Origin of the sequence: Kitasatospora sp. NPDC094016, from assembly GCF_040304045.1 — a bacterium.
GTDB lineage: Bacteria > Actinomycetota > Actinomycetes > Streptomycetales > Streptomycetaceae > Kitasatospora.
This window is the reverse complement of record NZ_JBEOUK010000012.1, coordinates 93,323-107,613: the sequence shown is the minus strand read 5'-3', so window position 1 is coordinate 107,613 and position 14,291 is coordinate 93,323. Positions and strand designations below refer to the sequence as shown.

The window sequence follows — 14,291 nt, the reverse complement described above, 5'->3', positions numbered from 1 at the left end:
TATCGGACCTGTGGGACGTACGGAACATATGGAACGGAACGGATGCGGCAGACCGCTGGGCACGTGTTCTCCAAAACCCTCGTGGAACATGTAGCGCCGTGGCCGGTCTCCTGGCTTCCGCATCGACACGCCGCGGCCGACCTTCCCGGACGGCTCTTCCAGCCCGCCCAGTGGCCCTGACCGCTGGAAAAGCCGGTCAGCGAGGGCCGCGGAACTCCGCGGCAACAGTGGCGAGGGCCGCACCGGACTCAGACCGGTTTCCCGTACACCACGGCGATGGAAAGGTATCAGGCGTGGTCAGGTCGGTGCTGGCCAGCCCGAGGGCTGATCGTCTGGACCGTTCCCGGGGTTGCGGGAGGGATCGGCCACGGGGCCCGGCCGGGGGTCTCAGGTGCGGGCGGAGACGTGGACGGTCGTCGGCGTCGAGCGGATCGAGCACGCCGTCACCGACCCTGCTCGGCGGCGGAGGCACCGTGCCGTCGAAGGGGGGCCCGCGCACGCCCTCCCGCGGACCTGCGACGGGTGGTCAGGGGTGTGTTTCCCCACTTCGGGGGCAAGCGACGAGGCGGAGCGGCTCACCGAAAGGGTGTGTCGTGCCGGACAGCGCGCCACCCCTGGGCATAGTTCGTACATCACCAGCAACCACGCGGGCGACGGCCCGGCGGTCGTGCCCGCCCAGTGCCGCAGGAACGATGGACGACAAGCCGAGACGAAGGAGCAACGGCATGGCGAACGACCAGAACGACGCTACCGCGCGGCGCGACGAATCCCTCGCGGATCCGGTGGCAGGGCGGGCAGGGTGGGACGAGGTCGACGCGCGGGCGGTGGACACCGTGCGGCTGCTGGCCGCCGACGCGGTGCAGAAGGTCGGCAACGGCCATCCGGGCACCGCGATGAGCCTGGCCCCACTGGCGTACCTGCTGTTCCAGAACGTCATGCGCCACGACCCCGGCGACGACCGGTGGCTGGGACGGGACCGCTTCGTGCTCTCCTGCGGCCACTCCAGCCTGACCCTCTACATCCAGCTCTACCTGGCCGGCTACGGCCTGGAACTCTCGGACCTGCAGGCCTACCGGACCTGGGACTCCGCCACCCCCGGGCACCCCGAACACCGGCACACCCCCGGCGTGGAGATGACCACCGGCCCGCTGGGCCAAGGCCTGGCCAGCGCGGTGGGCATGGCGATGGCCGCCCGCCGCGAACGCGGTCTCCTCGACCCGGACGCCGAAGCGGGCACCAGCCCCTTCGACCATCACGTCTACGTGATCGCCTCCGACGGAGACCTGATGGAGGGCGTCACCGGCGAGGCCGCCTCCCTGGCAGGGCACCAGGAACTCGGCGACCTCATCGTCTTCTACGACTCCAACCACATCTCCATCGAGGACGACACCGACATCTCCTTCAGCGAGGACGTCCCGGCCCGCTACGCCGCCTACGGCTGGCACGTGCAGACCGTGGACTGGACGCGCACCGGCCGCTACGTCGAGGACGTCGACGCGCTCCTGGCGGCCACCCGCGCCGCCCGGCAGGAGACCGGCCGCCCTTCGCTGATCATGCTGCGCACCGTGATCGGCTGGCCCGCCCCGACCAAGCAGGACAGCGGCAAGGCCCACGGATCCGCGCTGGGCGAGGACGAGGTCGCCGCCACCAAACGGCTGCTGGGCTTCGACCCCGAAGAGCACTTCGTCGTCGAGGAGGACGTCCTGGGCCGCACACGCGAGGCCGCCGACCGCGGTCGGCAGGTGCACGCCGAGTGGGACGAGAGGTTAGCGGCCTGGCGCACGGCGAACCCCGAGCGCGCCGTCCTGCTGGACCGACTGCGGGAGCAGCGGCTGCCCGACGGCTGGGCGGACGTCCTGCCGACCTTTCCCCCCGACGCCAAGGGCATGGCCACCCGCGCCGCCTCGGGCGAGGTCCTCACCGCGCTGGCCCCGGTCCTGCCCGAGCTGTGGGGCGGCTCCGCCGACCTGGCCGGCAGCAACAACACCACCATGGTCGGCCAGCCGTCCTTCGTCCCGACCGGCCGCCAGACAAAGAACTGGAAGGGCGGCCCCTACGGGCGCACCCTGCACTTCGGCATCCGTGAACACGCCATGGGCGCGATCCTCAACGGCATCGCCCTGCAGGGCCTGACCCGCCCCTACGGCGGCACGTTCCTGACCTTCTCCGACTACATGCGCCCCGCCGTCCGGCTGGCCGCCCTGATGCGACTGCCGGTCACGTACGTCTGGACCCACGACTCCATCGGCCTGGGCGAGGACGGCCCCACCCACCAGCCCGTCGAACACCTGGCCGCACTGCGGGCCATCCCCGGTCTGGACGTCGTGCGCCCAGCCGACGCCAACGAAACCACCGCGTGCTGGCGCACCGTCCTCGAACACGGCGACCGCCCGGCCGGACTGGTCCTCAGTCGCCAGAACCTGCCTGTCCTCGACCGCGACAGCGGCGAGTTCGCCCCCGCACGGGAAGCGGCTCGGGGCGGGTACGTCCTGGCCGAGGCTCCGGGCGGCGCGACGCCGGACGTCATCCTCATCGCGACGGGCTCCGAGGTGCACCTCGCCCTGGAGGCCCGCACCCTGCTGGCGGCCGGGGGACTCGCGGTGCGGGTGGTGTCGATGCCCTGCCGGGAGTGGTTCGCCGCCCAGCCCCAGGACTACCAGGACCAGGTCCTGCCCCCGTACGTACGGGCCCGGGTGAGCGTCGAGGCCGCCATCGGACAGGGCTGGCGGGAGATGGTGGGCGACGCCGGACGGATCGTCAGCCTGGAGCACTACGGCGCGTCCGCCGACTACCAGCGCCTGTACACCGAGTTCGGCATCACCCCCCAGGCGATCGCCGCAGCCGCCCGCGACAGCGTCCTCGACACCCGGCGGGCACCGCGTCCCGGCGGCCACCGGCAGACCTCCACCCCGACCGCAGGTGGCACCGGGGACATCAGTCGCTCCGACACTTGAACGGTGGGCAGGAGGCCGATGTCCGCTTCGCGCGGCCCGGCACCGTCGGCACGCTCCTGGTGATCAGAGTGTCGTGGGGCTGGTGGCGGTGGCCGCCGAGACGTCGCCGAAGCCGGCCGGCAGACCGGTCAGGGCGGCATCCGCAGGTCCTTGCCGCGTCCGCGACCCGCGCCAGGGCTGCCAGGGCTGTGGCGTACCCGGTCGTGGGCGGAATGGGGATCGGCTGCCGTCCCTGGGCCGAGCATCGCCCCAAGGGTGCTAACTTAGGCAAGCCTAACCGAGAAGCGCGACCACACAGCCCAGGGGGGCACCATGGCAGACCAACCGACCCGCCGGACACCGCAGGCCCGCGAAGCACAGGTGCTGCGCACCGAGCGGATCACACCGCACATGGTGCGCCTGGTCCTCGGCGGTGCGGGGTTGGAGGACTTCGACGCCACCGAGTTCACCGACCACTACGTCAAGGTGCTCTTCGCGCCCGAGGGCGTGAGCTACCCGGAGCCCTTCGACATGGCGCGGATCCGCGAGGAGTTCCCGCCCGAGCAGCGGCCGATCACCCGGACGTACACCGTGCGGGCCTGGGACCCGGCCCTGCGCGAGCTGACCATCGACTTCGTGGTGCACGGTGACGAGGGCCTGGCCGGGCCGTGGGCGGCCCGCGCGCAGCCCGGCGAGACGGTGCGCTTCCTGGGCCCCGGCGGCGGCTACGCCCCCGACGCGAGCGCCGACTGGCACCTGCTGGTGGGCGACGAGAGCGCGCTGCCCGCGATCGCCGCTGCGCTGGAACGGATGCCGGCCGATGCCGTCGTGCACGCCTTCATCGAGGTCGCGGACGCCGCGGAGGAGCAGAAGATCGTCTCGCCCGCCGGGGCCGAGATCAGCTGGCTGCACCGCGGCGCCCGCCCGGTGGGCGAGGCGCTGGTCGAGGCGGTGGGCGCGCTGGAATTCCCCGCCGGCACGGCATCCGCGTTCGTGCACGGCGAGGCCGGCTTCGTGAAGGAACTGCGGCGCCTGCTGCGCCTGGAGCGGGGCATCCCGCGCGAGCGGATGTCGGTCTCGGGCTACTGGCGGTCCGGTCAGAGCGACGAGGCCTGGCGGGCGGCCAAGCGCGAGTGGAACGCCCAGGTGGAGGCTGAGCAGGAGTCGGCCGGCTGATCCGCGCCGCCGGGTAGCCGCCCGCCCCACCAGCCTCTGCCCGCCCTCCGTCCCCGCGCCATCCACCTGGTGCGGGGACCGGTCTCGGACCGGGTGGTCCAGGGAGCAGGGTCCGCCGCCTTGTCGGGCGTGGCGGCAGGGTGGCGACGCCGGCCGCATCGAGCACCCGAGCCAACCGGTACTGAGCGCGGAACCGGCCTGCCTATCCCTCATCGACCTCCTGGTCGCCGGCTTCGTTGGCGCGGTCTATCTCGGCCATGTGCTCTTCCGCCCAGGTCCGCAGCCCCGCGAGCGCGGCTTCCAGGGACAGCCCGAGTCCGGTGAGTCGGTAGAAGACCCGTGGCGGCACGGTTGGTTCGACCCGACGCGACACCAGCCCGTCGCGGGTCAGGCTTCGCAGCGTCACGGACAGCATCTTCTGCGAGACGCCGGGCATTCGGCGTCTCAGCTCTGCGAAGCGCACCTCGTCCGGTGCGGCATCGGCGAGCGTCTTGACGGCCATGGACGTCCACTTCGTACCGATGCGGTCCAGCAACTGCCGCGTCGGGCAATGGGGATCGAACAGATCGCCGCGTACCCCACGACCGGCGGCCCGTGCTCCTGGGGTGGTCACCCGTGGCTCACCACCTTCCCTGAAAGTGCCGTCTAGGAAGCGGTCGGACAGTTACCTATCGTTCTGTGGTCACCAATGGTAACCAGTCGGAGGAGCCGTCATGCCCGTCACCACCGCACACCAACTGCGCCGCATCGCGACGAACGGCGTCCAACTCAACGTCGCCATCGCCGGGGACGGACCCGCGGTTCTCCTGCTGCACGGCTTCCCGCACACCTGGCAACTGTGGAGCGGCATCATGGGCCGACTGGCCGGACGGTACCGGGTCATCGCCCCGGACCTGCGAGGCTTCGGTGCCAGTACACGTGCCGTCGAGGGTTACGACGCAGGCACCCTGGCCGCCGACGTCGAAGGACTGCTCGACGCACTCGGCGAGCCCTCGGCAGCGGTGGTCGGCATCGACGCGGGCACCGCCCCCGCCGTCCTGCTCGCGCTGCGCCGGCCCGGCCTTGTCCGGCGCCTGGTCGTCATGGAGGCACTGCTCGGCCGCCTGCCCGGAGTCGAACACGTCGTCGCGGGCGGCGCCCCGTGGTGGTTCGGCTTCCACGCCGTCCCCGGCCTCGCCGAGACCGTCCTGGCCGGCAACGAGACCCCGTACATCGACTGGTTCCTCGACTCGGGGACGCTCGGGCGAGGAGTACCCGACGACATCCGTGCGGCCTTCGTCCACGCGTACACCGGGAGCGAGGCCCTTCGCTGCGCGTTCTCCTACTACCGGGCCCTGCCCACCAGCGCGCAGCAGATCCTGGACGCCGCCGCGACGGCTCGGCTGACCATGCCCACCATGGCCGTCGGCTCTCACCCCGTCGGCACCGGGCTCGAACGCCAACTCCGCCCCATCGCCGACGACCTGGTCGGACACCATCTCCAGGACTGCGGCCACATCATCCCCCTCGACCGCCCCGACGCCTTGTTCGCGCTCCTTGCTCCCTTCCTGTCCGCCGATCTGCCCAAGTGACCGGAGCGGGCGGGAAACGTAGCCGGCGGTGTCCGCGTCGAGCATGACCATGGTGTGGTCCTCAATGCCCAGGCCTCGGGACCTGCCCCGTGTTTCCCGGGCGACTCGGACAGGACGAACCGCAGTCGCCCGACGGCCAGGTTCGTAACAGCCTGTCTTGACGATGAATACTTAGAGTGACTGCTATATGTGAGGGTATGACACATGAACAGCACTCAGCCCCTCCTGGACAGCGCCCGCGGCGCGTCCGGACGGCCCGGCTCGCCGCAGGAGCCCTGGCCCTGATCATGGGCGCCGGAATTCCCCTGGGCCTGGACACCGGCGCCCAGTCACAGCCCCGGGCCGGCGGCTCGCCCCTGGTCAGCGAGACGTTCACCCAGGCCACCGCCCCGGAGTTCACCGGCGTGGGGTCGGCCTGCCTCACCGGCGCGCCGGCTGCCGCCGCGCCCGGCCCCGGGGACCACCCACTCGGCGGCTGCCCAGGCGGCGTGGGTCCGGTGCCGCCCCCCGACGGCGCGCCGCACGGCTACCTGCGGCTGACGGACGCGTCCAACGACCAGGCCGGCGCGGTCCTCTACAACCACGCGCTGCCCGCCAACCAGGGCCTCGATGTCACCTTCGACCAATGGCAGTACGGGAGCACGACCCCGGCCAACCCCGCCGACGGCATCTCGTTCTTCCTGGTGAACGGCGACGGCGCGCTGACCCACCCCGGCGCCTTCGGCGGCAGCCTCGGATACGCGCAGAAGCTTCCCGACGACGACCCCACCGCCACCTTCCTGCCCGGTGTGGACCGCGGCTACCTGGGCGTGGGGCTCGATGTCCTCGGGAACTACTTCGGCGACTGGGAGCACCGCGGCAACGGCTGCCCCACCCGCTCGCCCGCCGGGACGGCGTTCCGCGTCCCCGGCCCCGGGGCCAACATGGTCACGGTGCGCGGCCCGGGCGACGGGATCGAGGGCTACTGCTTCCTGACCGCCACCACCAGCAACTTCAGCACCACCCCACCCTGGCCGTCGACGCTCCCGGGCACCCTGCAAGGACCGCTCACCACGCTGCCCCCGGGGGCCACCCCCGTCCAGGCCGAGACCGCGCTCGAACCCTCGCGCCGCCGGGTCCACGTCGAGCTCACCCCGACGCCCGACCCGGTGCTCACCGTGTCGGTCGACTTCAACGACGGCACCGGCTCCCACCAGGTGCTCAGCACACCCGCCCCGCAACCGGTGCCCGCCACCTACAAGTTCGGGTTCGCGGCCTCCACCGGTCTGTTCACCGACGTGCACCTCATCCGCAACGTGGTGGTGAGCAGCAACCAGCCGCTGCCGCAGCTGAACCTCGTCAAGCAGGTCCGGCAGCCGCTGCCCGGTGACCTGGTGGCCGGGACGCGGGTGCCGTACGACTTCGTGGTCACCAACTCCGGTGCCACGGACATCACCGGCCTCGCCGTCCACGACCCGAAGGTCGGCCCGGTCTCGTGTCCCACGACGACGCTCGCGAGCGGCCATACGGTCACCTGCACCGCCACCTACACCGTCACCGCCGCCGACGTGACCCACGGTTCCATCGACAACACCGCTACTGCGACCGGTACTTCCGATGGCCAGCCGGTCTCCTCGCCGCCGTCCTCGCAGAGCGTGCCGATCGAACGGCCGCCCGGCCTCGCCATCGAGAAGCAGGCGCACACGCCCGGCCCCTACGCGGCCGGGCAGACGGTCACCTTCCGCTACATCGTCCAGAACACCGGGGGCACCGAGCTGACCGGCGTCCACGTGACCGACGACCACGTCACCGACATCACCTGTGCCTCGACCACACTCGCCCCGGCGGGAAGCCCGGGCGACCGCACCACCTGCCACGGCACGTACACGATCACCGAGAACGACGCTGCGGCCGGCTCCGTCACCAACACCGCCACCGCCACCGGTACGGCGAACGGCCACCCGGTCACGTCCCCGCAAACCCAGCTGACGCTGCCGATCGGGGAGCCGCACCTCACCCTGAAGAAGCGGGTCCTCTCGCACGGCCCCTACGCCGTCGGCGACACGGTGGAGTACTCCTACACGGTCACCAACACCGGCAGCACCGACCTGCACGGCGTGCTGGTCGACGACGACCGCATCGCCAGCGTCAGCTGCGAGGCGACCACGCTGACGCCGGGGGCCGGCACCACCTGCCACGGCACCTACACCATCACCCTGGCCGACATCGAAGCCTGCAAGACGGCCCACCACCGCGGCGGCGGCGAGAAGGGCTGCGACATCACCAACGTGGCGTTCGCGGCGGCCACCGACCCGCACGGGAACCCGATCGTCAGCGAACCCGCCAAGGCCACCATCACCGTGGGGGAGAAGAAGGACTCCTACTGCCACAAGCACCCCGGCCACGGCCACTGCCGCAAGGGGCTGACCGAGCCAGCGACCGACCAGGAAGATGACTGACGCTACCTCGCCACCCCCGGCCGGCCACGAGCTGACGTCCGGGCAGTAGCCGGTCGACTGGTTGCCGACCTCGTCGACCGCCCACCGCCCGGACCCCTCGCGGAAACCGATCTCGCCGACGCTCAGGACCACGTCTCCACCGGCGGCGGGTCCGGTGTTGTCCTTCCCCGTGAGGCTCGCCGTCCCCGCTGTTGCCGTTGTTTCCGTCGAGACCGGAAATTCTTCGGCGCGCCCCCGCCCGGGTAACCGCGCTCAGGCCTCCAGGACAGGAGGATTTCCCGTCCCGCTCGGGGAGGGGAAGTCGGCGGGGTTGTCGATGCTGCGGGACTGCTCGGTGAGGTCGCCGGCGGGGAACTCGCCGGCCTGCCGCCGGCCGTCCCGGCGATGTCAGCCGTCCCGGCGGTGCCCGCCGCCCTGGGGCGCTGTGTCCCGGGGTGCCGGGTCGGTTGGGTTGACCACCTGTTAGCGTGCGCGAATGGAAGATCTGGGAGCTGTGGTTTGGCCGCCTGAGCCGGTCAGGACCGGGAGGCTCGTGCTCCGTGAGTCCGAGATCCGGGACCGTGCGGAGTTCATCGAGCTGCTCGCCTCGCCGGAGGTGCACGCCTACCTCGGTGGCCCCCGGCCGCGTGACGAGCTTGAGCGCGAGATGCCCGGGGCGCCGGAGCGGTGGCCCGGGAGTTTCGTCGTCGACCTCGACGGGTCGATGATCGGCCAGATCCTGCTCAGGAGGGCGACGGGGCACCGCCGTCCGGCTGCCGCGGGGAAGATCGATCTCGGCTACCTGTTCCTGCCGCGGGCGTGGGGATTCGGGTACGCCACCGAGGCGTGCGCGGCGGCACTCGGCTGGCTCGCCGACGCGCTTCCCGGCGAGCCGGTGGTGCTCACCACCCAGAGCGCCAACGTCGGCTCGATGCGTCTGGCGGCGAAGCTGGGGTTCACCGAGCTGGAGCGGTTCGAGGCCTGGGGCGCCGAGCAGTGGCTTGGCATGCGCTCCCCGGCCACGTCGTCCGATTGAGTCTGCGACGCAACCGCCGGTGAGCACCCGCCCACCTGCGCGCGGGAGGGACCTGTGGGTTCTCGGCCAGACGCCGTCGGGAGCCGGCGCACCTGTCGTCCTCTCGTGGCGGAGAGGGGCGCTTCTCGCGCGTCCAGGCGGGCGCGGGCCCGGCGCGCGTGTGCCGGTCGTGGCCGTCGCGCCGGATGTGCCGCTCAGGAATTGGCGCGGAGCAGCACCGGCCTCCTGCCCCGGCACTCCAGCGGGCTCGGCAGTGAGCTCCGGCTGGAGTGCTGGGGCAGGAGGCTGGTGCGGCGTGTGCGATCAGGCGTTCTGCGCCCCGTTGAAGACGTTGTAGGCGTCGTCACGGTAGTAGGCGCTCACCGCCCACCACTTGCCCTGCCAGCTGTTGCCCGTGACGAAGTCGCCGGTCTGCACGGCCGAGCCGTCGTTCTGGTCGTAGTTCACGAAGAACGGCCCGCCGCTGGCACCTCCGCCCAGTCCGATGCAGTTGTCGATCCGCGCGGTGGGCGGCTGCTCGGGGCCGGCCACCGGCTGGCCGCCGCACCAGAGCATGTGCTCCTGGCTGGCAGGAACCACTCCGGGGATGCCGATGATGTGCGCGTAGTTGTTGATGTCCCGGTTGAACCCGATGCCGGTGGCCCCGACGACATCCGCGATGTGGCGGCCGTTCAGCGTGTTCAGCACGATGAAGGCGATGTCGCCCTGCGGAGCGGGGGCGTCGACCCAGCCGGCCGCCCGCCAGGTCCACCAGCCGTAGGGGGCGTTCCCCGCGTCGTAGCCGGGAGCGAACGTGAAGTCGTGCCCGCCCTCCACGCAGTGCCGGGCGGTGGCGATGACGTCGCGGTTGGCGCTGGAGACGACGTTGGCGGTGCACACGCCGCCCCCGGTGAGCAGCCGCCCCGTGGTGCCCCAGACGCTGGCCTTGGCGCCGGCCGTCGCGCTGGCGTTGGCCTTGGCGCCTCCCTTCGGGCTGACGGTCGGTTCGGTCGCGTGGATCGTCAGCGGTTGGCCGTCGAGGGAGCTCTCCTTCTCGGGCGTCCAGCTCGTACGGCCGGCATCCGCCGGGTTGATCACGACGTGGCTCTTGCCGCTGACCCTCTCGATCGGTGTGGCGCCCGTGGCCGGTGCGGCGGACGAGGCCGGCACGGCCAGGCCGAGGGCCGCCACCGATACCAGGACTGCTGCGAGGAGACCGCGCATGCGCATGGGTGTCCTTTCCTTCGCTGTGGGGTGTGTTGTCCCGTCAGCTTGGAGGCCGCATGTCAACAACGAGTCAACAACATGTCAATGACCGTCGTAGCGACCGGCGTCGGCGACCTCCGGCAGGAGCTCGAACCCCACCCCGCCCGCCCGATGCCCCTGCGGCTGACGAAAGACGACCCCCGGGTTCGGCGGCCCGCCCGGTGCGGCCGGCTCGGACCGGGCCGCAGGTGCGCGGGCGGTTACGGGGAAGCTTCCGAAACGAGAACCGTTTCCAAAAACCCCGCCATCGATCGGTCAAGGTCTGTCAGAACGCGGCCGTAGCGACCGCCCGCTGCGCCAGGGTGGGCGCCATGAGACTCCTCAAGCCCCGTCCTGCCCCGCGCGCGGGCCGAACGCCGTTCCGCGCGCTGCCGCTGATCGCGCTGGTCGTGGCCGGCGCGGTGATATCCCTCGGTACGGTCGTCCCGGCCGCGGCCGCGACCTCCCGGGTCGACCTGAACGTCCTCGTCGTCACGGACGGCAACCCGTGGGTCGAGGGCATCCGCAAGCAGCTGGTCTCCGAGGGCGTGCCGACCACCGTGGTCGACCTCACCAGCAGCAACCGCGTGACCCTCACGGCGTCCTTCCTCGCCGACGCCCTGGCCGACGGCACACCGCACGGCCACTTCGAGGGCGTCGTCCTGCCCAACGACGCGCCGAGCCAGCTCTCCACCGCCGAACTCTCCGCCCTCACCGGCTACGAGCAGGCCTACCACGTCCGGCAGGTCGACTCCTACGTGTGGCCGGGCACCAACACCGGTCTGAACACGCCCGCGTGGACCGGTTCGCTCGACGCGACCACCGCCACCGCGTCCTCCTCCGCCCGGACCGACGCCTTCCGCTACCTCAACGGCCCGGTGCCGTTCGAGGGCACCGCGGGCGGCACCGGCTCGTACGGCGCGCTGGCCACGCCGCTGCCCGACAACCCGGCCACCGGCTCGCACTTCGAACCGTTCCTCACCGAGACGGTGCCCGGCACCTCGACGCAGGGCGTGCTCGCAGGTGTCTACACCAGCGGCGGCCGCCAGCAGTTGGTCCTCACCTTCGCGTACAACTACGACCAGCAGCAGTTCCGGCTGCTCGCACACGGGATCGTCGACTGGGTGACGCGGGGCGTCCACCTGGGTTACTGGCGCAACTACTTCTCGGCACACATCGACGACCTGTTCAACGCCAACTCCCGGTGGAGCCAGAGCGGCAAGTGCACCCCGGGCGAAGGCGACTGCGCCGCCGGCGTACCGGACACCACGCCCATCCGGATGGCCGCCTCCGACGTCACCGACACGGTGAACTGGCAGCAGCAGAACGGCTACACCCTGGACTTCCTGTTCAACGCCGGCCCGGGTGTCGAGTACCAGGAGGAGCAGGGCGGCGACGACCCGCTGAGCGACGCGCTGCTGGCGAACAAGAGCAGCTTCCGGTGGGTCAACCACACCTACGACCACCCGTTCCTGGGCTGCGTGCAGGACTTCTCGGTGATCCCCTGGCGGTGCCAGACCGACGCCTCGGGCGCCATCGAATACGTCGACCAGCCCACCATCAGCTCCCAGATCACCCAGAACATCCAGTTCGCCCAGGCCAACGGCCTCCCGTTCCGGCCGAACGAGCTGGTCGCGGGCGAGCACTCCGGCACCGTGATGCTGCCGCAGCAGCCCGACGACAACCCGAACTTCCTGGCCGCGCTGAGTGCCAACAACATCCAGTGGCTGGGTGTCGACGCCTCCCGCGAGAGCGGGCAGCGCCAGATCGCCTCCGCGCTCGGCACCCCGCGCCACCCGGTCAACGTGTTCTACAACGTCTCCACCCAGGCCGACGAGGTGAGCGAGTACAACTGGCTCTACACCTCCAAGGCGAACGGCGGCAGCGGCAACTGCGAGGCCAACCCGGCCACCACGACCTGCATCGCGCCGCTGGACCCGAACACCGCCTGGTCGAGCTACGTCCTGCCGCTGCAGGTCAGGATCACCCTCGGGTACGTGCTGTCCAACGACCCGCGGCCCTTCTTCATGCACCAGTCCAACCTGACCGACGACAAGCTGGCCCTGCAGACCCTCACCGGCATCCTGTCCACCTACCGCACCTGGTTCACCGCGGACACCCCGGTGGTCAACCAGACCCTCACCGACTCCGGGACGGTCCTCCAGCAACAGGCCGGCTGGCAGCACGCCCAGAACACGGGCTCGGCCACCGGCTACATCCAGGGCGGCGTGGTCACCCTCCAGGGGGCCTCCGGCACCGCCGTGCCGGTCACCGTGCCCGCCGGCACCACCGTCACCGGCGGCGCCGCCTTCGGCGCCGCGTACGGCGGCGAGCAGTCCGCGAACACCACGCTCGGCGCGACGGCGACCGCACTGACGCTGCCCACGAACGTGTTCGGTACGGTGGCCGACTCGACCCCCACCGGCCCGGGCGCGGAGCTCGCCTCCTACGCCAAGGGCTCCCCGCACGACGTGCGCCGCGACGGCGACGCCATCGTCATCACCGACCCGACCGGCACCCACGTCCTACCCAGGCTCGCCGGCGCGCCGGAGGAGCAGCTGCACATCGGCGACCACCACCACAACCCGTACAACGCCGTCCCGAAGGCACCGGCCAAGAAGTAGCCCGCACCCCGCGCCGCGCACCCCGTACCGCGGCGGCGGGCCGCACGAGCGCTCCCCGGCCCGTGCGGCCCGCCGCCCGCCGTCGGCCCGGCTACGCGGTGCCGACGGTGAGCCGGGTGATGGTCCCGACCACCTCGGTGTCGGTCGCGTCGAGCAGCGAGGCCCGGACGGCCGCCGTGTCACCCGCGGCGTAGCGGCTCTGGTTCAAAGTCGTGACCGGGAAGGTCACTTGGACATTCGCGCCCGTGCAGTTCGGGGTGAAACGGGCGTAGCCAAGGGCGCCGGACGTACGGTCCTCGGCGGTCACGGTCGCGGACGCGACGAAACCGCCGGCGTCGCAGGAGTACGCGACGGTGACGTTCACCGTCGCCGAGGCGCCACCGGAAACGGTCGCGCCGTCGACCCGCACCCCGGTACCGGCGTGCGCCGGGGCCGCTCCGAGCACCGCCCCCGCGAGCAGTACGGGTACGCCGAGCAGAGTCACGATCCTGCCGTTCATGATGTCCCTCCCCATGTCGATCACCGATGTCACGCCGATGACGACGGACCGGCCGGGCGGCGGTCGGTCCCGGAGTCCTTCCCGGGGTGACACGCCGGGGGCGGCACCACCGGCAGCGTCACCGCCGTGACCTGCAAAACAGATCTGACCATACATCATCAATACCAACTGGCAGGGAAGTTGACCCAGGTCGCGGAGTCACTCCGCCTGGACTCTGCGCCGGGGCCTGACCGCCGACGCCCGGCAGCGGGAGGCGACGGAGCAGCTGGCCGCCGTCCGCCCCAGCGAGGTTCTGACTGTGACCGTCGCCGCTGACAGGCGTCCCGAGGGGGCTGCCCGCGTCGCCCGCTACCGCCTCGGCGAGTTCGGCGAGTTCGGGCGTGTTCGAGGTCGCGGCCGCAGACCGGTGGCGGATCACTCCCCGGGTTCGACCCACTGCGACCGCCAGGCCGGCGGGTCGAACGGGTCGGCGAAGTACTGCGTCTCCCTCACCACGCGTCCTGCCGAGAACTCCATGATGCTCACGGTCTGCGTGGGCTTGCCGTCATAGGTGAGCACGAATTCGGTCACCCAGAGGTCGCCGGATCCGAGGATCCTGCGCACGGTGAAGGTCCGGACCGCGGGATGCTGGGTGCGCAGTGCCTGGATGTTGCTCCTGCCGCGGATGACCTCGCCGGACTGCGGGTACTCGACGATGACGTCGTCGGCGTAGATGTCGTGTTCCGCGTCCGCGTCGCCGCTGTTCGATGCGGCCCAGTGCCGGTCCAGCAGGCCCCGGGCAACCGTCGCTTCCACCGTCATGGCCCTTTCG

The 14,291-nt window shown here is 71.5% G+C and carries 10 protein-coding genes and 1 riboswitch; of the genes, 6 read left to right on the top strand and 4 right to left on the bottom strand.

The window, feature by feature from the left end; all coding sequences use genetic code 11:
- Positions 1-83: 83 nt before the first annotated feature.
- Positions 84-288, bottom strand: a riboswitch (cobalamin riboswitch).
- Positions 289-725: 437 nt separating this feature from the next.
- Together tkt and ABT015_RS14390 are read left to right on the top strand one after the other, a co-directional pair.
- Positions 726-2,954 (top strand): transketolase, encoded by a 2,229-nt coding sequence (gene tkt, locus ABT015_RS14395; RefSeq protein ID WP_350879277.1) that lies wholly within the window; start codon positions 726-728, stop codon positions 2,952-2,954.
- A gap of 312 nt (positions 2,955-3,266) precedes the next feature.
- A complete protein-coding gene (locus tag ABT015_RS14390; protein ID WP_350879276.1) occupies positions 3,267-4,109 on the top strand; it encodes a siderophore-interacting protein in 843 nt (280 codons plus the stop codon).
- Between the two features lie 202 nt (positions 4,110-4,311).
- Here the strand turns inward: ABT015_RS14390 and ABT015_RS14385 are convergent, their stop codons facing one another.
- Complete coding sequence (locus ABT015_RS14385; RefSeq protein ID WP_350879275.1) at positions 4,312-4,722, bottom strand: winged helix-turn-helix transcriptional regulator; 411 nt, start codon at positions 4,720-4,722, stop codon at positions 4,312-4,314.
- A gap of 100 nt (positions 4,723-4,822) precedes the next feature.
- On the opposite strand from ABT015_RS14385, the gene ABT015_RS14380 reads away from it, so the two are divergent.
- From ABT015_RS14380 to ABT015_RS14370, 3 genes are all read left to right on the top strand, one after another.
- The gene (locus ABT015_RS14380; protein WP_350879274.1) at positions 4,823-5,680 is read left to right on the top strand and encodes an alpha/beta fold hydrolase; all 858 of its coding nucleotides are present in this window, start codon (positions 4,823-4,825) and stop codon (positions 5,678-5,680) included.
- 287 nt (positions 5,681-5,967) lie between these two features.
- Positions 5,968-8,118, top strand: coding sequence for a CLIPPER-2 domain-containing protein (locus tag ABT015_RS14375; protein WP_350879272.1), 2,151 nt, complete (start codon positions 5,968-5,970; stop codon positions 8,116-8,118).
- A 475-nt stretch (positions 8,119-8,593) separates the two neighbouring features.
- Entirely contained in the window at positions 8,594-9,133 is a 540-nt protein-coding gene (locus ABT015_RS14370) for a GNAT family N-acetyltransferase (protein ID WP_350879271.1), read from the top strand.
- A 303-nt stretch (positions 9,134-9,436) separates the two neighbouring features.
- On the opposite strand, the gene ABT015_RS14365 is transcribed toward ABT015_RS14370, so the two are convergent.
- Positions 9,437-10,342, bottom strand: a complete 906-nt coding sequence (locus tag ABT015_RS14365; RefSeq protein WP_350879269.1) for a trypsin-like serine peptidase — start codon at positions 10,340-10,342, stop codon at positions 9,437-9,439.
- Positions 10,343-10,689: 347 nt separating this feature from the next.
- On the opposite strand from ABT015_RS14365, the gene ABT015_RS14360 reads away from it, so the two are divergent.
- On the top strand, positions 10,690-12,981 hold the full coding sequence (locus ABT015_RS14360) for a hypothetical protein (RefSeq protein ID WP_350879268.1): 2,292 nt from the start codon (positions 10,690-10,692) through the stop codon (positions 12,979-12,981).
- Positions 12,982-13,072: 91 nt separating this feature from the next.
- On the opposite strand, the gene ABT015_RS14355 is transcribed toward ABT015_RS14360, so the two are convergent.
- Positions 13,073-13,480 (bottom strand): hypothetical protein, encoded by a 408-nt coding sequence (locus ABT015_RS14355; RefSeq protein ID WP_350879266.1) that lies wholly within the window; start codon positions 13,478-13,480, stop codon positions 13,073-13,075.
- A 414-nt stretch (positions 13,481-13,894) separates the two neighbouring features.
- Positions 13,895-14,281, bottom strand: coding sequence for a nuclear transport factor 2 family protein (locus tag ABT015_RS14350; RefSeq protein WP_350879265.1), 387 nt, complete (start codon positions 14,279-14,281; stop codon positions 13,895-13,897).
- Between the last annotated feature and the right edge of the window lie 10 nt (positions 14,282-14,291).